Source organism: Marinomonas foliarum (assembly GCF_003337275.1).
Lineage (GTDB): Bacteria > Pseudomonadota > Gammaproteobacteria > Pseudomonadales > Marinomonadaceae > Marinomonas > Marinomonas foliarum.
In genome coordinates this window covers 1-20,477 of sequence record NZ_QPJQ01000027.1, presented here as the reverse complement: position 1 = coordinate 20,477, position 20,477 = coordinate 1, and the positions used below count along the sequence as shown (strand labels likewise).

The following is a 20,477-nucleotide window of genomic DNA, read 5'->3' as shown; positions in this document are numbered from 1 at the left end:
GCGAACATTTTAGCCTGTATGTAATTAGGTCTCCCAGCATAATAGGCCAGCGAGACACCCTTGATTTCACAATTTCGCAAACATCGTCTTTTTTTTCTTTCTCTTGGTTGTGTAATCCTGACTCTGCTTTTCTTTGGTGTAAACACCATCGCCTACCAGGCACTCATCATTAACAAACATTCAGAGGGCCAAGATCAGCTGCTCGATTACGTAATCGAATTACGCAATGAACTAAAAGGCTACCATATTCTCCCCTACGCTCTCGCAGACAATCCAACGCTATTGGCCTTTATGAATAACCCTAAAGACACAGCGTTAACCCTGCAAATGCAACGACAGCTAGAAGACCTTACTCACGTATCGAAAACACAAGATTGGTTTATTCTTTCCTCACAAGGAGATCTGCTTGTCTCAAGTGAACAATCCCCTCATTTCAATTTGGACGATTATTTCGACAAGCAAAATCTCAGCAATGTCTTAAAAGACCAGCAAGGGGAATACATTTTGGTATCTGGCTACAGCGCTGAACTGTCTAAATCCGCACATATTGTTATGGCACCGGTTTATACCGCTTCAGGATTAGCTGGAGCCGTTGTCGTACGCATTAATATGGGTGATTTAATTGAGCGATGGAACTTATCTGATGATCTAGTTGTGATGACAGATCAAAACAGCCTGATTTTTTTAGCCAGCAAACTTAATAGATTGTTAATTAGCGACTGGCTAAGCAACTACAGTAATGTTCAGTTTTTGAATAACACTCGCTCCAAGCTATACCATTTAAACGATGAGAGTTACTTATTGCAAAATGTCACTCTAGACGATCTCAAATGGCAAATTCACTATTTATCGAACCTAAAAATCATCCAAAAGAAAGCGCAGAACATTGCTTTTATCAGCCTGGGGATCTTCGCCTTAATCTTTCTTTTCTGGCTATATCGAAGAGAACGCGCTTTAAAGATAGCCTCGAAACTCGAAAATGAAATTCTCATTGCAGACAGTGCTTTACGCCAGCGCGTACTGATAGAAAACACGCACGTAGGGCTTTTACAGCTAACCAAAAGCGGTGAAATCTCTTTTGTAAACCCTATGGGGCTACGCTATCTTGGTAAAAGTGCACAACTCAACGGCCGCTACCTGCTGGAATTTTTACCGAATTGCCCTGAAAACCAGGTCGCACTTGCTTTTGTTCAGTCTCTACAAGAAGCAGAATCAACAGGTACGGTTCTGTCCACTAATGTACTTGGACAAGAGGCGGTATTACAAAAAGACAATGGACAACTTTTCCCCGCCCTATTATCTGTTTCGTCACTTGAGTGGAGTGACTCCCAAGGCTACTTAGTAACATTAATAGACATCAGTAAACGAAAAAAAGCCGAGTTGAATTTGTTAGAAGCCAATACCCGCCTAGAGGAGCGCGTTCTAGAGCGAACAAAAGCCCTAGAAGTTGCACAGCAAGAATTATTAAGAACCGAAAAGCTCGCCGCCATAGGCCAAATGTCTACTGCCATTGCCCACGAGCTGAACCAACCGCTTACCGGCATCAGAACACTTGCCTACAGCACGGAATTGCTCTTAAAACGGCAAGAGCCCGAACAGGCATTAAAAACATTAGTTGATCTAGAATCTCTTGTAGTACGAATGCAAAAACTAACTAGCGAGCTAAAAGTCCTCGCGTATCGACGACCTGAACAGCTAATCCCAACATCAATTAAAGTAGCAATAGACTGCGCCATAGAAAGCCTTGGTGATGATGCTCATGACGTACAATGGGATATAAAACTGCATGATTTAGACAGGGTTATTGCTGAACCAACAAGGCTTGAGCGTATTTTTGCCAACCTCATTAGTAACTCCGTTCAAGCTTGCAACGAACTAAAGGTCCCTCCAAGAATTCAAATTGCATTACAAGAGAATGATGGCTACATCAGCATCAATTATCAAGACAATGGGCCAGGCATTGATAAAACACAATTAGCGCATATCTTTGAACCATTTTTTACGACTAAGCCCATCGGCAAAGGATTAGGGCTTGGTCTTGCCATTAGCGCTAACCTTGCGAAAGACATGAATGGAGTACTAAAGGCAAGCCATAACTCAGCAGCCCAACTAGTCTTCAGATTAACCCTATTAAAGGCCTAACATGGAAAATAATAACACTAGTAATCACATTGAAATTTGGCTGCTTGATGATGACGACATTGTACGTTCGACCACTGCCCAATGGTTGCGTTTATCCAACTACAAAGTACGAGAATTCCAAAATGCTCAAGACTTAATCGATCACTTTAGCATTGGCTTGCCTTGTATCATTGTCAGCGATATTCGAATGACACCCATCGATGGGCTAACGCTAATGAGTAACTGCCTTGCGCAGGAACATGAATTACCTTTTATTCTCATTACAGGCCATGGGGATGTAGACACAGCCGTCAATGCTTTGCGTGATGGCGCGTTTGATTTCCTCGAAAAGCCCTTTGATCCTAATAGATTATTACAAACCGTTGAGAAAGCCATTCAGCTGAGGAATGTTCAGCAGCAGCATGCTAACCAATCTCAATATTTAGGCGAATTACATGGTTTGGAAGAAACCATTATCGGACAAAATGAGCAAATCATTCGTGTGAGACAACAAATCCGTACTTTTGCAAGCATGGATACTCACGTCATTGTGTACGGGAAAACTGGCTGCGGAAAGGAGCTAGTCGCCAAAGCGCTGCACGATTGCAGTCCTAGGAGTAAACACCCTTTCGTCGCCATAAACTGTGCAGCTATCCCTGCCGACCTCTTCGAGAGTGAGTTATTTGGTCATGAAGCCGGAGCATTCACCAGTGCCAATAAGCAACGAGTTGGTAAGCTGGAGCACGCCAGTGGCGGCACTCTCTTTCTAGATGAGATAGAAAGCATGCCTCTAGCAATGCAAATAAAGCTATTACGCGTACTACAAGAGAACCAGCTAGAGCGCATCGGCAGTAACAACACAATACAAATAGACCTCAGAGTGGTTGCTGCTGCCAAAAACGATTTACAAACACTCGAAAATTTCCGCCAAGACTTATTTTTTCGACTCAACGTCTCTCAAATCCACCTACCAGACTTACGTAACAGGGGAACAGACATCCCCCTACTTTTCGAGCATTTCTGCCGGATTGCGGTAAAAGAACGTGGTGGAGATTTCAAGCCATTAAGCCCAATAGACCATGAAACACTCACCGTCTATGGGTGGCCCGGCAACGTTCGGGAACTAAGAAACGTCGCCCTACGCTATACCTTAGAACCCAACACAAGTATCGCTAAAATACTTGCGGGGTATCAGGCGCAAGACGACATAGACACCATTACTCCATTACCCTTAAGCGTCAAAGTCCAAGAGTTTGAACGCAGCTTAATCGAAGCCAGCATTCGACAGCAAAAAGGCAATATTCAACTGGTCTTAGAGCAACTTCAACTCCCACGAAGAACTCTTAACCAAAAAATGCAAAAGTACGGCTTAAACCGAGTCGATTATCTGGATTAATCCACTCTACTCGGCATTTGCATCAAATAAACATATTAAGAAAGTGATTCTCATATAATTTATTTAATGAGAATCACTTGCATCAAACCGTCAAAAATACTTTAATGATAACCATTATCGATTCAAGGGCGACATACGATGCAACTAAACATGCAAGACATCTATGACAATAGCGGCAGCATTAGCAAACAAGCTACACCATGGCTATCTGGTCACAAGCAACGACTTACCCTTCTTCCTAATTTGCACTTACTTAACCAGCATCTAAGCAGCAATGCGGATGTATCCATACACGAAGAAGCACCAGCAGGTCTTTATTTTTCTTTTTTAGGCACAGGCCCAATAAAAACAGTTGAAGATATCCAATCTGTACAAATTAATTATCAAGCTCGCGCTATTAGTGGCGACATATTAATTAAGAAAGGCGAAGAGTTTAGTCTGCTGCAGGCACATATTAGCCCGTCTCTTCTAGCATCTGTTTTAGGTGAAACAGAAGATCAAGTGATTCAACATTTTGTCTCTATGCGTAACAAATTGGGCAACGAAAAATCCGTCATTCAACTTCCGGTGACAGACAATACTCGCCCTGCTCTTACCAATATTCTGAACCATAAAAGCCACTCAATTAGCTTAGCAGGCCATTTGTACTCTCTTATCTTTACCTTGATAGAGCAACTACAAATGCTTAGCCATCTATCCCAGTGTGAAGGCTGTCAGAGTAAATTATTTAGTGCACAAAACCTTCTCGAAACACCTGATCTAAATAAGCTTGACCTTCAAAATCTAGCTCACACGGTAGGTCTGAATACAGAGGCACTTGCTATTGGCTTTAAATACCTTACAGGGAAATCAATAGAGAGCTATTTCACTCTAAACCGCATTGAATCAGCCGCACTTAAATTGCGAGAAAACCCTGCGGAAAAATCTCATATTGTCGCCCAAAGCGGTTTTTCAGAAGCCCAATTTGAAGCTGCTTTCATTAAATATTTTGGTGTCTACAGCCACCAGTATGGACAAATCCATTAAGCATTAAGTTATAGGAATAATATTAGATATGGCTCAATCATCTATCGCCCTCGTTTACGGCACAGATACCAACAACACAGAAGAGGTTGGTCACAAGATAGTTAAACAATGGGAAGAACTAGGCGAGCAAGTTGATGTGTTCAACATAAAAGACATAGAGCTTAGCCAACTTGAACAGTATTCCATGCTCATTCTAGGGATTCCAACTTGGGACTTTGGTGGCATTCAATCTGACTGGGAAGACATTGGAGATAGCCTAGCTGAGCTGACTCTTGAAGATAGCGTAATAGCGTTATATGGACTGGGCGATCAATTCGGTTATGGCGATTACTTTGTTGATGCTGTTGGCTGGCTTTACGAAAAGCTCCTACCAACAAATGCTACTTTTATTGGTCAATGGCCGACAGAAGGTTATGAGTTCGAAGCATCACGAGCCTGTATTAATAACAAAGAACACTTCGTTGGTTTAGCAATCGACGAGGACCAGCAATTTGACCTCACTGATCAACGCATAGAACAGTGGGTCATCCAGCTTTACGCAGAGAGAGCAGTAGAAGCCGCTTAAATTATCGTCTGACTGGCCATTGCAGTATAAAAAGCTAACGACTAATTTGGTACACCAAACATTCGCTGCCCCGAATGCCCAAATTTAGCTTACCGCAATGAGATGATTTAACAGCTTGCTCTAAACTGTGTGAAGAACGTGGCTACCTCTCCTTTCTCTCCTGCTTGGAGGTAGTCACGTATTTTTCTTTTCTTCTAGGCACTATTCGTTATGATGTAAGAGAAAGCTTTAATTTTCTTATACATACAGTTGATACAAATGAATCTACAACTTTCTGATATCGTTATCTTGTTACTTGTTTTTGTTGCAATCTACTCGTGGTGGCGCAATGCAACCATTAGAGAACAAGCCTTAATAATGGCAAAAAAACACTGTGAATCTCTCAACCTACAATTATTAGAAGATAGTGTTGCAGGTTCAGAATGGCGACCGACTTGGCAGCACGGCCAAATCAAGATTAAACGCAGCTATAAGTTCGAATTTAGCTCCAGTGGTATCGCTCGATATCAGGGAAAAATAAGTTACCTTGGCGCCCATAAAACAGAAGTATGGCTAAGCCCACATGACTTTTAAGCAAAAGAACGCTCTACAATGCAACAAAACGCCAGCTACAGTCACATTCATTCACACAAGTACTACAATATAAATCCATATTTTTATTTCATTTAATTGCAAACTTAGCCATAGTAGAAATAGAATAGATATGTAAATAAGTGTAATGTTTTGATAGACAATGCGTAAACGAAGGCAATTGACTTCATGCACTAAACAGAAAGTCTATCTGTTCCACCTATAATAAAAAAATGCAGGATATATTATGTTGGCAAACCTTAGTTTTCGTACAAAATTACTCTCCTTACTGATCGCTGCTATTCTTGGGTTCATTGTTGTCACAGCCGTTGCTCTGCAAGGGTTAAACGTCCAAGAAACATCTTCATCAAAATTCGAACGACTAACAAGTGTTGATAAGAACCTATCAACTCTCATTATTACCTTAATGGAAGAGTATGAATCTCTATCTGCTGTCGATAACACGTCCTACGAAAGCTATTTAGAGCAGTTGCAAACAAGCAATGAAGCTTTTATGGCAACACTTCAAAAAGATCTAGAGCTTCTTGAAGATGAAGCACAGGCTCAACAAAGCCTAAATAGCATTATCACTTCTTTAGCCAATTACAATGACTCATTGGTACAGCTAGTTAATCAGAGACAAAAAGTTGGCTTTAACGGTTCATCAGGCCTTAAAGGTGAAATCTCCGCTCTTGGTGAAAAAGTAACAGATGACATCTCTTTCTTGAGCCTTGTGAAACAAGAGTTCTTGCCTGTTCGGGAAGCAGAAAAGAACTTCATCTTTGAACCTACTCCAGAAAACAAAGCAGCCTTCATGGAGCGCTATGAAAAATTCTACAAACGCGTAACAAACTTTGGTCTAGAAGAGCGCTTTGGCGAAGTCATTAATCAGTATTTTGCTGCCGTAGAAAACTTTGGCAAAGAAAACCAAGTATTAAACAATCTACAGTCACAATTCTCTGTAAATAAAAGCGACTTCGCTCAAACACGATTAGTCGCTACTGAATACATGCAAAAAGCAGTATTGGATGCACGCCAACAAGCATCCGAAAGCTCCCAGCAAGCCAGTATCGGCCTAATTATTGTCAGTGTAATTGTTGCTATTATCTCAGCACTAATGATGATGGGTATCGGCAGTAGCGTTAACAAAACACTAAGTCAAATCATTAAAGATTTAGGCAAAGTGAAAAGCGGTGATCTAACTGCACGCCTGCATGTAAATAATAAACGCAACGATGAGTTTGACTCTCTATGTAGCTCGGTCAATGAAATGACAAATGGACTAGGCAGCGTTATTGGAGAAGTCGTTGATACCACACAAGGTGTTAACAACATGGTATCTGAACTTAATACATCTGTTGTAAACATTGCTCAGAGCAATCGTTCAGTTAGCGAACAAACAAACTCCCTAGCTGCCGCTACAGAAGAGATCTCCACCACCATTTCAAGCATTTCACACACCACAGAAAGCCTAAGCAGCCAATCCCAACATACTTATGAGTCTGCTAAAGTAGGTGCTGAAACCATTAAAGGTGCGCTATCCAACCTGTCTAGCACCATCAGCGTGGTAAATAAAACCAGCCAGCAACTTAACGAACTAGGCCAACTGTCTAAAGACATCGACAACGTCATCGGCATGATCAACGATCTAGCTAATCAGACTAACTTATTGGCACTAAACGCAGCCATTGAAGCTGCACGTGCAGGTGAAGCTGGCCGTGGTTTCTCAGTCGTGGCAGATGAAGTACGCTCTCTTGCAGAAAAAACCGTAGATGCAACAGCGAAAATCACCGACATTGTAAGTACGATTCAAACATCTACTCAAACGGCGATAGAGACAATGCAAAATGGTCAAGAAAGCTTACATGCCATTGAAGAGTTCAGTGAGAAAGCCGAACTTGCTATTCGAGACATAGAACAAAATGCACAGACTAGCTCTGCGTCTTCTATTGATATGGCAAGATCCATCCAAGAAGTAGCTAAAACAGCGGTACACATGAGTGAGGAGATGGACAAGATTGCCCAACAACTTCAACGTGATAACAGCTACATCAACAGCATTGAAGGCAATACCCGTGATATCCACAATCAGGTAAGCAGCCTAGACAAGAAAACGAGCGTTTTTACAACTCGTTAATGCAATACAAATAATAGACAAAAAAAACCGGCCTAAGCCGGTTTTTTTTGTCTCATTTACTATGAGCCAGAAATGACTGATTGTTACAAATCAGCAAATTCTTTTTCCCAACGCTTAGCTTCTTTCTTAGACGGTCCGCCCAAAACATTAACCGCAGTACGCATGCGTGCACGAGAAATATCAGAACCTAGAATCGCCATTGAATCAAAGACAGAAACAGACGCTGTTGTGCCAGAAATAGCCACAAATAAAGGCGCAAAGAAATCCTTCGGCTTAATTTCCATAACCTGTGCTAGCGCCTTCATTTCATTAAAGATGTTATCTTTTTCCCATTTGCTCAACGCCTCTAGACGCCACAAGGCAAACTGCATCGCTTTACGAAGCGTTTCTTCTTCCATCTTAATCGAAGAGAAATCTTCTTTAGTTATAGGCAACATACCCTTTAAGAAAAAGCCCGCCACATCAGCAACATCAGAGAACGTCTCTACTCGTGGCATCACTAAAGGCAAAATTTTCATCAAATATTCTGGGTTAAGTGCCCATTCAACGTATTTCTGAGCAAAAGCTTCCGGAGATAGGTTCTCACGAATCCACATACCGTTTAACCAGCTCAATTTTTCAACGTCAAAAACAGGGCCACCCAAAGAAACGCGCTGAATATCAAAATGCTCAATCATGTCATCAAGCGAGAATTTTTCACGCTCATCAGGCATAGACCAGCCCATACGGCCAAGATAATTGATTACCGCTTCAGACATATAACCCATACGTTGATAGTACAAGATACTCGTCGGGTTCTTACGTTTTGATAACTTAGACTTATCAGGGTTACGCAAAAGTGGCATATGACACAATGTCGGCATATCCCAACCAAAGTATTGATACAACAAGATGTGCTTAGGTGCTGAGTTAATCCATTCCTCGCCACGAATAACGTGGGTGATTTTCATCAAATGGTCATCAACAACGTTTGCCAAATGATAAGTCGGCATGCCGTCTGCTTTCAACAATACCTGCATATCCACTTGAGCCCAATCGATTTCAATCGAGCCACGCAGCATATCTTGAACAACACAAACGCCCTCTTCAGGAATTTTCATACGGACAACATAAGGAACACCCGCATCAAGTTTTGCCTGAATCTCTTCTTGGCTCAGCTTGAGTGCTCTACCATCATACTTTTGCGGCAGACCTTGCTCTTTTTGTTCAATGCGCATCTGATCCAACTCTTCCGTTGTCTCAAATGCATAAAATGCATGACCTTTTTCAATCAGTTCTTGTGCATACTGACCGTAAATATCGCCTCTTTCACTTTGACGATAAGGGCCGTATTCTCCGCCAACATCTGGACCTTCTGCCCAATCAAGACCCAACCAACGAAGTGCGTCCAAAATCATTTTTTCAGACTCTGGCGTGCTGCGAGTTTGATCCGTATCTTCAATACGTAAAATAAACTTACCGCCCATTTTTCGAGCAAACGCCATGTTAAATAGCGCGATATAAGCAGTTCCTACATGCGGATCACCTGTTGGTGAAGGCGCAATACGTGTTCTTACCTCTGACATAACAATCTCATTTATCTGTTGCCTGAAAATATCACTATTATAAGCCTCTCATAGCTTGTGAGTAAGAGGGCTGAACTATCTTTTCCGCTTAGATGTTTGATATTCATGAAACTTTACTTGCACATCCGCTAGGCGTCCGCAAAATCAAGTAAATAAAATCTCTAACTGACTATGCTAATTGCTTATTTGTGTTGATAACGAAGTTGGGAAAGTCGAACACCGATATCTACATCGGTTTTTAATTCAACCAAGGATCGAGATAGAAGACATTGCTCGTATCCACCTGTCAACATTTTCTGAATACGTTCCGAAAATGACGCTGTATTGGCATAAATATCTTCAATCGTTGGGAACTCACGAATAATACCCAGTGCGGTTTTAGGGCCAATCCCTTTAACACCTGGGATACGGTTTGTTGTATCACCAACCAAGGCCCAATAATCAGTTAACTGATGAGGTTCCACACCATATTTACCGGGCACCCAAATTTTGTCATACCCCAATTTGGCAAAATAATCGTATTGTAGAATACGATCATCCCCCAGCAATTGCGTGAAGCCTTTGTCCGTAGAAACGATATAAGATTTGACATTATTCTGTGCCGCTTTGACAGCTAACGTTGCAATGAGGTCATCCGCTTCCCAGCCATCTATTCTTAGACACGGCCAATTATTAAAGCGAAAGACGCGGGCAAAATCCGCTAATGAGTCCAATAAAGCATCATCCATTGGTACTCGGCCAAGCTTATATTCTGGATACACTTTATGACGCCAGGTTTTTCCATTGGAATCAAACACAACCACGGCATACGATGGTTCAAACTGATGGGAGAGCTTCGCCAAAGCTTCTATCGCAATACTTTGCGTACGCTCCACTCGACGCCCTAAGTCTTGCTCGGATTCTAATGCAGCATACAGTCGACGAATTAAATTTAAACCGTCAATAATGAGTAATTTTTTATCCACATCAAACCCTTATTTTTACTTCTTTGCTTTACAGACAAAATTCATTAATAGGGTAACATGTGTAAACATGCATCACGATAACTAGTATGATGAAATCTCAATAACACAAAAGGACCCTGTTATGAAAAAGCAACCAACCTACGTATATGTAAGCGTTCTTTTAGGTACCTTAACTCAACCTATTTTTGCAGCCCCAATAGACGCGGTTATTGGCTTAAGTAACAGTCAAATAGTTGAAAACAACCCGACTATAAGTCTGTCTCCAATCTCTGGGACATTGCTCCCCTTACAAGACAACTTCGCCCCTATCACCCACTTACAAAATGATTCATCAACTAATTGGATCAATGAAGTTGGCCAAGAAGTAAGGGTCGAACATAAACAAAGAGACTTAAACTACACAGGCACACTCACCCAAATACAACAAAATAACCGCAGTATGTGGCTTTCGATTAATGGCCGTCTCACGCAATTACCACTGGATGACTTTTATCTAATTCCTCTGGAAAAATCTGAGCCTAAGAAAGATCAAGCTGCACTCGCGTTTCCAGTAAGCTATCAAACTAACCAACTCTCTTGGTCACCACAGCTCAGCCTAATATTTGAAAATAATCAGGTCACCCTTTCTCAACAAGCCCTATTGAGTAATCACTCAAACACACAGATTGATATTCGAAAGAGCTTGTTACACTACTCAAATAACGCTAACCCGCAGCGCTTTAAAATAGAACGTAGCTCTCTTGCTATGGGCGACATGAAACAAGAGGTAAATTACCAAGACAACGAAATAAGTTACCCACTGGAAGAAAACTCTCTTTCTATTTCGCCTTATTCCAATACCCTAATATCGCTGCCAAGCAGCAAAAGTAAAATAGAGAAGCAGACCCAACAAGCCAACTTATATACTTATGGAAACAGCTCAGGGAAAATCGACCTTAACTTTTATAATACCGTGCGCTTTTCATTACCTAAAGACGGCTTCCCTGGGGCATATAAAACATTTTGGAAAAAAGGAAGTTTACTGATCCCTAGTGACACCATTACATTAAATACTGTTCGAGCAAATAACCCTCTTACAGTGACCACCAATAAAAGCCAAGATGTAACCGGTTATCTTACCCTTGTAAGTGCAACATCTGAAAAGCTCCCCACTACACAAGTCTGGACTGCTACAATCGAAAACCATTCAGATAAAGCACAGCAATACTCTGTCGAACACAGCACTAATAGTATCGTAGAGTTATTAGAAAGCGACACGGCAACTCAATCAAATGCCAAAGGCATAAATCTTAGCGGAAGTATCAAAGCAAATTCGACGAAGACAATGACCTATAAAATAGAACTGAAAAACTGATTGCGCAAAATAAAGGGAAATGAGGTTAAATCCTCACTTCTCTTGCATTAATTTTTCACAATCGAACACCATTTAAAAGAATTCGTTATGATATGGTCAATAGTCATAATAGATATAGCAACACAAGCACTGCCACAAGATAAAAACTTAAGGTAGTATTATAACTATATTTCATAATACGAGCCCACAGAGATCTATGAAAAAGCATATTATATCATCACTCATTGCCGCAGCAGTGCTAACTAGCGCGACTGCTCAAGCTGAAAGCATATACGAAGTATACAAACTAGCCCAAAAGCATGACCCTAGTCTAAGAGCGGCAGCAGCCACTTACCAAGCACAAAAAGAAGGTGTGACAGTTTCCAAAGGGAACTTATACCCAAGCATCTCTTTTAACGGCAATCTTGGTTACGATAAAACAGACACTTCTTCGAGTGATTTTGACAGCACCTCAAACTCATTAGCATTGCAGCTAGATTACCCGATTTACTCACCTGCACTTGGCTATGCGGTTGACGCAGTTGAGTTAGACTCAAAAAGTGCTGGTATTAGCTACGAGAACGCCTCTGAAGATCTTGCTCTTCAAACTTTAACGGAATACTTCAACCTGTTAATTGCGCAATCCACACTTCAAACAACTGAAGCATTAGTAAAAAGCACAGCAAGTCAGCTAGACCGCGCTAAAAAGCAATATGAAGTAGGTTTGGCATCCATTACTGACCTGCAAGATGCCCAAGCTGAATATGACTCTGTTAGAGTAACTGAATTAAGTGCCCGATCTAGCGTGTCTTATGCTCAAAAAGCCTTGTTCCAAAGAACAGGCCAAGAGATCAGGACCATTCCGCAACTGTCAGAAGACTACCCTATTCGCTTAGACCCTAATATGACAGTGGATTCTTTGATTGCCAAAGCTCGACTAGATAACAAAGATCTGAAAATTCTAAGCCTTTCTCTAGAAAGTGCACTGAACAACATCAATATCCAAAAAGCCAATGGCCGCACACCAACAGTTGCCATAACAGGCTCTATATCAAGAACAGACACTGATTATAGCAATAGTGCGCCTGCTTCCATGCAAGATGGCGTAACAAACAATGCCGCCATCGGATTAGGTGTGAGCATTCCGCTATACAGCGGTGGCGCAATCAGCGCTTCGGTTCGCCAAGCAACGTCACAAGCTGAGTCTGTCACCGAACAAAGAGCAAGCTCTATTCAGTCCATTGAGCTTAACATCCGTAGCCTATATCTCGACTTGCAAACTGCCGTTGCTCAAATCGATGCCCAACAGCAGCTAATCCGCTCTAGAACAAGCGCATTAGAAGCAACAAGAGCTGGCTATGATGTTGGTACTCGTAACCTTGTTGAATTATTGGACGCACAATCCAATCTCTTCAATGCACAAAATACTTATGAACAATACCGCTATAACTTTGTCTTGCAGAAACTCAATCTTCTGGAAGCCACTGGAGATTTAACGGAAGACAAGATCAAAGAATTAGACAAATGGTTGGTTGCTAAAAACTAATCAGTCCATTGCTATTCATATAAAGAAAAGCCGTAAAACACTGTTTTGCGGCTTTTTTATTGATTACAGCAACACTCTTTCGATCCTATCGAGTGATCAATTTATCTCGTTTTGTAAAACGAGCTAGCACTTTATACAACCCATAAGCATCACGACTTCCCGCCAACTCACGAATTGAATGCATGCCAAACGTCGGCAAGCCAATATCAATAGTGGGAACCCCTATCTCACCTGATGTGATTGGGCCAATTGTGCTACCGCAAGCCATATCACTACGAACGACAAAGCACTGCACATCGTAATTTTCTTCGGCTGCGATATCACGATAAATGCTCGCTGTTTCGCTATTCGTCGCATAACGTTGGTTCGCATTCACCTTGATTACTGCCCCTTTATTTATAGCAGGCGCGTGATTTTTATCATGTTTGTGGGCATAGTTCGGATGAAGAGCGTGAGCATTATCCGCAGACACCAACATGGAGCGCTGAATAGATTGAACATATTGCTCTGGGTCTGGCGTTAAACGATGCAATACATCTTCTAAAAATGGGCCATTCGCACCGCAAGCAGACAAGCTACCAATCTCTTCGTGATCCGTGCAGATAAGCAAACTTGGACGCTGTTGATCACCATCTAGCAAAGCCTGCAAACCAACAAAACAACTCAACAAATTATCCAAACGAGCGGAGCATATATACTCTTTATGCAAACCAACCAATGCGGGCGGCTGCGTATCATAAAGACTCAGTTCAAAGTCTAAAATACTAGCAATGGACAAATCTGGGTATTGCTTTTGCAGCTGTCCTTTTAAGAGCTCATGTAGGTCAAACTCATTTTCAGCCCCACACAAAATCGGCAAAATTTCTTCTTGTGGATTAACTGAGAAGCCTTCATTAGCTTGTCGATTCAAATGAATCGCTAGATTTGGCACAACCGCAATCGGGTCTTTAAAGTCAATCAAACGACTAACAATCTCACCCTCTTGATTTTTTAGCGTGATACGGCCAGCAATCGATAAATCTCGATCCAACCAAGTGTGAAGCAAAACCCCACCATAAACCTCAACGCCCAACTGGTGGTAACCAAAACGATCGACTTGTGCATTCGGCTTCAATTTTAAGCAAGGGCTATCCGTATGGGCTCCAATCATTCGCCAACCGGTATGATGCATGGTTAGCTGGGGCGTGGTAAAAGCAATCAAAGATGATTCATTACGCGTTACAAAATACTTCCCACCTTCCTCAATTTCCCAGTTATCTTCTTCCAATAGCTCGACATACCCTTCCGCAAGTAATGCATTACGCATGCTTGCGGTGGCATGAAACGGTGTGGGCGAAGCGTGAAGAAATGACAGTAAAGAATCATTAAAGTTTGAAAATTCCATAATATCCTATAGCACAATGCTTTAAAAAAGTGACTTTTTAACACTTAAGCTAGCCTTACAGCTCAGTGTCTAATATGATTTTACTAATGATGTATTAAATAGACAGAGAGAAAACATTCCGGATGAACTATAAACGCCTTTTGCTTTGCCTTTTAACCGGCTACACCTTTGCCTCCACCTCTGTGTCTGCTTATCAGGAGCTGCAGCCTCCTCATGAATATGACAAAGTATCCAAAGAACTAGTCGAAATGCTGGAAGGCATTCATTATAACAGACCTCTGATCGATGATACCATTTCGGCCAAAGCGTTTGATTATTACATTGAAGCACTCGATCCCAGCAAAAGCTTCTTTCTAAAAAGCGATATAGAGAAGCTGTCTCAATACAGAAACAGCCTAGATGACGCTTTGCGTAATGGCGACACACAGGTTGCGTATACCATTTATAACCTTTACCTTGAGCGCCTTGAAAAACGTTTGCTCGACCTTAAAGGCCAACTTCCAGACATGGTGAAGGGATTTGACTACACAGTAGACGAAGCCTTAAACGCAGACCCAGAGGCTCTCAAATGGGCAACCAGCGAAGCCGAACTCGATGATTACTGGCGTAAACGCCTGAAAAATCGTGCGCTGACCCTAAAGTTAAATGGCGAAGACGAAGAAAAAATCATTTCGGTCCTTGAGCGTCGCTATAAAAATCAACTTAAGCAGGTTGACCAGACTAACGCTATCGACGTCTACCAAACCTTTGCTAATGCCATTACCGCTGCTTTAGACCCTCACACCAGCTACTTTGCCCCACGGGCGTCTGAGACCTTCAATATCAATATGAGCCTATCTCTTGAAGGGATTGGCGCCGTATTACAAATGGAAGATGATTATACAAAAGTCGTTCGCCTAGTACCTGGTGGACCAGCAGCCAGCCAAAGCGACCTTTCTCCTAACGATAGAATCATTGCCGTTGGCCAAGAAGGCAAACCAATGATTGATGTGGTTGGCATGCGCCTTGACGACGTTGTCGATATGATCCGCGGTGAACGCGACACCAAGGTGACATTGGAAGTAACGCCCAGTAAAGGCAACACGCAAACTAGCAAAAAAATCAGCATAGTACGCAAGAAAGTAAAATTGGAAGACCAATCTGCCAAAAAAGAAGTTGTAGAAGTCGAACGTGATGGTGAAAAATACAAAGTCGGCGTCATTACCTTACCGACTTTTTATTCTGATTTTGCCGCTATCCAAGCTGGCGATCAAAACTACAAAAGTTCCACTCGTGACACTAAAAAACTAATAGAAGAACTGCGTAAAGAAGATATCTCCGCGCTAATTCTAGATCTACGCAACAATGGTGGCGGCTCATTACAAGAAGCCAACGCCTTAGCAGGTTTGTTTATACCCTCTGGCCCTACGGTTCAGATACGAGACCAAAGCGGACGTGTCACGCCATTAGGCGACTCTGACCCTGGTATCGCCTACAGCGGGCCTATGGCAGTCCTAGTAAACCGTATGAGTGCATCAGCGTCGGAAATCGTTGCTGGCGCATTACAAGATTATGGACGTGCACTTATTCTTGGTGACCAAACCTTCGGGAAAGGGACCGTCCAAGTATTACAAGAGTTGGACAAAGGCCAGCTTAAAGTAACACAGGCTAAATTCTATCGTGTATCGGGTGAAAGTACCCAACACAAAGGCGTCATGCCAGACATAGCCTTCCCTTCTCTGATAGATAAAGAAACTATTGGAGAGAGCGCGCTAGACAACCCGTTACCATGGGATAAAATTCATGAAACACGCTACCCAGTTTACTGGAACATGCCTGCGTACTTGCCAATTCTAGAGCCTCGTCATGAAGACAGAATGGCAAAGGACCCTAATTTTATTGCGATTAATGAACAAATCGATGAGTTCAAAAAACAAGTTGAAACCTACAAAACAATTTCATTGAATGAAGAAGAGCGCATAAAACAGCGAGAAGAAAGCAAAGAAAGAGAACTGGAACGCGAAAACACACGTCGCACAGCACTCGGCCTTGAAGCGCTAGAATCGGTTGACGATATAGAACCTGTCGAAGAAGATACCTACGCTAAAGAAGCGTCTGAGATTTTGTTAGACTTCATCGCCACCAACCAAATGGCACAAGAACAAGCAGATAAGAAAACTGCAAAAAACTAGTCTATAAAGGGCGAAACGAATCAATAATGCGTTTTGCCCTTTTCTAACTCACCAAAACGAACGTACCTAATACCATGGCCAAAGCCTCATCCGACCGCAATACCATAGATCTATTTGGCAAATCGCCAGGCCGCCCTAGAAGCCAACCTCTCACAAGAAAAGATCAGCTCAAAATCAATAAGCGAGCGCAACGTGAGAAAGAAAAAGCACAAGGGTTAAAACGCTTAGAACTTCTCATAGAGCAAGAAGTCCTTGAGAAACTCGATCAACTCTGTGATCTAAAGGGCTTAAAGCGCGCTGAATGGCTAACATTACAAGTTAATAGCTCCCTCACCAATAGCAAAACCACCAAATCCAAAAAGACGGTGGCCAAAGCCATCAGGTAAAGTGAGTAAATTATCCCCATGAAAAAGAACCACTAACAATAGTGATTTGCTATACTAGCCAGCCATTTTAAACAGCAAACAGAAAAACAGACTCGATATGGCCAAACTGTATTTTTATTACTCCGCGATGAACGCAGGAAAATCCACCGTTTTACTGCAATCTGCTCACAACTACCAAGAGCGAGGCATGCGGGTTTTACTTCTTACAGCATCGATAGATGACCGATTTGAAACAGGGCAAATCGCTTCTCGTATTGGCATATCTGCAGAAGCTTGCTTGTTTGATAACGACACCGACCTTGTTGCGTTAATTCAAAATGAAATCAATCAGCAAAGATTAAGCTGTATATTGATTGATGAAGCGCAATTCTTAACCAAAGAACAAGTTTATGCGTTATCTGAAATTGTCGATAAACAGCACATTCCTGTGCTCGCTTTTGGCATACGCACCGATTTTCAAGGAGAGCTGTTCGAAGGCAGCCAAGCCTTACTGGCTTGGTCTGATAAGTTAATTGAATTGAAAACCGTATGTCATTGTGGCAGCAAAGCCACCATGGTCATTCGACTTAATGAACAAGGAACCCCTGTTAAAGAAGGCGCTCAAGTAGAAATAGGCGGTAACGACCGCTACTTGTCCGTCTGCCGAAAACACTTTAAAGAAGCCGTGAGAGACTAATTATGTGGTTCAAGAACGCCCAGATATTCCAACTAAAAGATACCGAATCACTAGATACCAATGAACTCATCGACAAAATTCCTGAGTTCCCATTAAAAGAGTGCGGATCTCAAGAAGAGTTCTCTTTCGGCTGGCTTCCACTTATTCGTAACAGCGAACAATGGAGCTTAGCAAGTGACCGTTGTTTGCTATTCCGTGCAGGTAAAGAAGAAAAAGTTTTGCCTTCTGCCGTGGTACGGGAAGAACTGGAAGCCAAAGTGGCTGAAATCGAATTGATTGAAGGTCGCAAAGTAGGTCGCAAAGAAAAATCCGACATGAAAGACGAATTGGTTTTTACTCTTCGTCCGAAAGCCTTTTCTAAGCGCACAGACATCTGGGCATACATTGATTTGCAAGCCAAAATACTGGTTCTCAACAGCACAAACGCCAGCATGACAGAACAGTTGTTTAAGCACTTGCAAACGACGCTTGGCAGCTTCCCAATGACGCCTTTGCAAGCACAGGTTTCACCGTCATCACTGATGACGGATTGGCTAGTAAAAAATGAAGTGCCAGCCAGCCTAGAAACCGGTGACGAATGTGAAATCCAAGACGCGTCTGAAGACAAAGCAACAATTCGCTTTAAGTCTCTAGAGCCTTTATCTGAAGACGTTACACGTCATTTGCAGCAAGGCATGGCAGTGAAAAACCTAGGCCTACGTTGGACAGATAAACTAAGCTTCGTACTTCATGACGACCTAACATTACGCAAAATTAAATTTGATGACGCACTAAAAGAAGCAGCATTTAATGACTCTCAAGGTGGTGGTTTATCAGACATGGATGCAAACTTCTCCCTAATGTCTCTTACCATGAGAGAGTTTTTTACTTCCTATTGCTTGTGGTTTGAAATCAATTAAAGCGCCATTTTCATTGGGCTTGCCAAGCTTTTCCACAGATATCGTGGATAAGCTTGGGGAGAACATTCGCAAAGCCAGATAACAAGGCAATCTGACAAAACACTCAATAAAAAACCGTAAAATTTAAAACACCCTGATGTGTCATTTAGAATATTGAAACGTCAGAGCAACCAGAAAAAGAAGCTAAAAACAAAATAAAAATCAACCACTTAATTTTTTAAACCTTCTTAAAAACTTTAGATAAATTAAGTCAATTTAAGAAAACGATACAAATAGCCCCCATCATATTGTCGCATATCAAAATAGGTCCCTAACTGCATGACAACACTTAAAAAAGAAGAAGATATTGCCAAAAGAGTGACTCTGGTTGGCGCGGTTTGGGACGCCCTATTAGGATTAGCAAAAATTGTCGCGGGCTACTTTTCACAATCACAAGCCCTTATTGCCGATGGAATCCATTCCTTATCAGATTTAGTCACAGACGTATTTGTCTATTTTGCTTCAGCAAACTCACGCCAAGGGCCAGATGAAAACCACCCCTACGGGCACCTTCGATTCGAAACATTAACCACCGTTTTTCTAGGCATGGTACTTATCGTGGTTGCGTTTGGCATTGGCTACGAAGCCATCAATGCAGAACAATCACAAGCCCAATTAACTTGGTACGGACTTACTGCCATAGTGGCAACCATCGCAGTGAAAGAAGCTATCTTCCACTACACAAAAAAAGCCGGTGATGAAATTGGCAGCAAAATGTTGGTTGCCAATGCGTGGCACAGCCGTAGTGATGCGCTTTCCTCTGTAGCAGTATTAATTGGTTTGATTGGTGTTTACTTTGGCTATGGCTGGGCAGACATGGTGGCATCCATTATTGTCGCTCTATTAATAGGCAAAATGGCTATCAGTATGGTCTGGGAAAACCTTGCTGAACTTGTGGATACCGCACCGGACCCAAAGCTCATTGCACAAATTAAAGAAACCGCCAACAGCCTAAAACATGTCATGGCGCCTCACGACGTGCGAGCAAGATCCATGGCGGGAAAAATTTACCTAGACATGCACATCCATGTGCCCAGCCATGCGAGCGTCAGTGAAGGTCACTACCTTGGGGATTTGGTCGCTTACACTATCAAGCAAGCGCACTCACAAGTAGAAGATGTGATGGTTCACGTGGATACAGATGAAACAATCCAGACAGACAGTTTTACTCACAAATCTGGAAAGCCACCACATTTAAAACTACCAGCACGCCATCAAATATTGGCCGATTTGGGCTTTTTACTGCGCCAGCATTCAGGCTATGTGGATATACCAAACTCTCGCCTGCACTATTTAAATAACAAACTTGATTTAGAAATCATTGCTAACTCGGCCAGCACTCCCGAAGGTGCCGACCTAGCGCAACTGACTGCAAAAATTTTGCAGGAGCTACAAACAACGAGCTATATCAACAAAGCCACCGTGCTTTGGGCCTTCCATGAAAGTTAATCGGCCATGGTTTTTTGTAGGTCGGGGATTTATCCCGACAAGGCCTAAAATGTCGTTATTAGCTTTTTGGGGCGTGCTTTAGCACAACAAAACGTCATTCTCGTGAAGAAGGTTTTGATCTTGTGTTGAGAGCTTTTTTGTCGGCCTAAAGGCACGACCTTGTATCTCTTCTTGATGGGTGTTTAGCTAGCACTTATCGCATCGGGAAATCGGTGAGCTCGTGCGCGACCTGAGCACAAAGATGCTGTT

General features: G+C 42.2%; 16 protein-coding genes. 13 read left to right on the top strand and 3 right to left on the bottom strand.

Annotated elements, in window-relative coordinates; translation table 11 throughout:
* The first annotated feature begins 60 nt into the window (after nucleotides 1-60).
* From DFP77_RS13610 to DFP77_RS13585, 6 genes are all read left to right on the top strand, one after another.
* Complete coding sequence (locus tag DFP77_RS13610) at nucleotides 61-2,142, top strand: ATP-binding protein (protein WP_114412793.1); 2,082 nt, start codon at nucleotides 61-63, stop codon at nucleotides 2,140-2,142.
* Nucleotide 2,143: 1 nt separating this feature from the next.
* Nucleotides 2,144-3,517 (top strand): sigma-54-dependent transcriptional regulator, encoded by a 1,374-nt coding sequence (locus DFP77_RS13605; RefSeq protein ID WP_114412792.1) that lies wholly within the window; start codon nucleotides 2,144-2,146, stop codon nucleotides 3,515-3,517.
* Between the two features lie 138 nt (nucleotides 3,518-3,655).
* A complete protein-coding gene (locus DFP77_RS13600) occupies nucleotides 3,656-4,543 on the top strand; it encodes a helix-turn-helix domain-containing protein (protein WP_114412791.1) in 888 nt (295 codons plus the stop codon).
* 28 nt (nucleotides 4,544-4,571) lie between these two features.
* Nucleotides 4,572-5,108: a flavodoxin gene (locus tag DFP77_RS13595; RefSeq protein WP_114412790.1), complete on the top strand. Its 537-nt coding sequence runs from the start codon at nucleotides 4,572-4,574 to the stop codon at nucleotides 5,106-5,108.
* A gap of 258 nt (nucleotides 5,109-5,366) precedes the next feature.
* The gene (locus DFP77_RS13590; RefSeq protein ID WP_114412789.1) at nucleotides 5,367-5,681 is read left to right on the top strand and encodes a DUF3301 domain-containing protein; all 315 of its coding nucleotides are present in this window, start codon (nucleotides 5,367-5,369) and stop codon (nucleotides 5,679-5,681) included.
* 244 nt (nucleotides 5,682-5,925) lie between these two features.
* Complete coding sequence (locus DFP77_RS13585; RefSeq protein ID WP_114412788.1) at nucleotides 5,926-7,815, top strand: methyl-accepting chemotaxis protein; 1,890 nt, start codon at nucleotides 5,926-5,928, stop codon at nucleotides 7,813-7,815.
* 83 nt (nucleotides 7,816-7,898) lie between these two features.
* Here DFP77_RS13585 and gltX read toward each other — a convergent pair whose 3' ends face one another.
* The gene (gene gltX, locus DFP77_RS13580; protein ID WP_114412787.1) at nucleotides 7,899-9,380 is read right to left on the bottom strand and encodes a glutamate--tRNA ligase; all 1,482 of its coding nucleotides are present in this window, start codon (nucleotides 9,378-9,380) and stop codon (nucleotides 7,899-7,901) included.
* Between the two features lie 182 nt (nucleotides 9,381-9,562).
* Entirely contained in the window at nucleotides 9,563-10,345 is a 783-nt protein-coding gene (gene xni, locus DFP77_RS13575) for a flap endonuclease Xni (RefSeq protein WP_114412786.1), read from the bottom strand.
* 121 nt (nucleotides 10,346-10,466) lie between these two features.
* Between xni and DFP77_RS13570 the strand changes: the two genes are divergently transcribed.
* Together DFP77_RS13570 and DFP77_RS13565 are read left to right on the top strand one after the other, a co-directional pair.
* On the top strand, nucleotides 10,467-11,699 hold the full coding sequence (locus DFP77_RS13570) for a hypothetical protein (protein WP_114412785.1): 1,233 nt from the start codon (nucleotides 10,467-10,469) through the stop codon (nucleotides 11,697-11,699).
* 196 nt (nucleotides 11,700-11,895) lie between these two features.
* On the top strand, nucleotides 11,896-13,224 hold the full coding sequence (locus tag DFP77_RS13565; protein WP_114412784.1) for a TolC family outer membrane protein: 1,329 nt from the start codon (nucleotides 11,896-11,898) through the stop codon (nucleotides 13,222-13,224).
* 85 nt (nucleotides 13,225-13,309) lie between these two features.
* Here the strand turns inward: DFP77_RS13565 and DFP77_RS13560 are convergent, their stop codons facing one another.
* Nucleotides 13,310-14,608, bottom strand: a complete 1,299-nt coding sequence (locus tag DFP77_RS13560; RefSeq protein WP_114412783.1) for a M18 family aminopeptidase — start codon at nucleotides 14,606-14,608, stop codon at nucleotides 13,310-13,312.
* 122 nt (nucleotides 14,609-14,730) lie between these two features.
* On the opposite strand from DFP77_RS13560, the gene DFP77_RS13555 reads away from it, so the two are divergent.
* The 5 genes from DFP77_RS13555 to DFP77_RS13535 all read left to right on the top strand — a co-directional run bounded on the left by DFP77_RS13555 (nucleotide 14,731) and on the right by DFP77_RS13535 (nucleotide 20,228).
* Nucleotides 14,731-16,779 carry a carboxy terminal-processing peptidase gene (locus DFP77_RS13555; RefSeq protein ID WP_114412782.1) on the top strand — a complete coding sequence of 683 codons (2,049 nt, stop codon included), beginning with the start codon at nucleotides 14,731-14,733 and terminating at the stop codon, nucleotides 16,777-16,779.
* 74 nt (nucleotides 16,780-16,853) lie between these two features.
* The gene (gene ybfE / locus DFP77_RS13550) at nucleotides 16,854-17,165 is read left to right on the top strand and encodes a LexA regulated protein (protein WP_114412781.1); all 312 of its coding nucleotides are present in this window, start codon (nucleotides 16,854-16,856) and stop codon (nucleotides 17,163-17,165) included.
* Nucleotides 17,166-17,262: 97 nt separating this feature from the next.
* Nucleotides 17,263-17,841: a thymidine kinase gene (locus DFP77_RS13545; protein WP_114412780.1), complete on the top strand. Its 579-nt coding sequence runs from the start codon at nucleotides 17,263-17,265 to the stop codon at nucleotides 17,839-17,841.
* A 2-nt stretch (nucleotides 17,842-17,843) separates the two neighbouring features.
* A complete protein-coding gene (locus DFP77_RS13540; protein ID WP_114412779.1) occupies nucleotides 17,844-18,740 on the top strand; it encodes a recombination-associated protein RdgC in 897 nt (298 codons plus the stop codon).
* Between the two features lie 318 nt (nucleotides 18,741-19,058).
* Entirely contained in the window at nucleotides 19,059-20,228 is a 1,170-nt protein-coding gene (locus DFP77_RS13535) for a cation diffusion facilitator family transporter (protein WP_114412778.1), read from the top strand.
* Nucleotides 20,229-20,477: the final 249 nt, after the last annotated feature.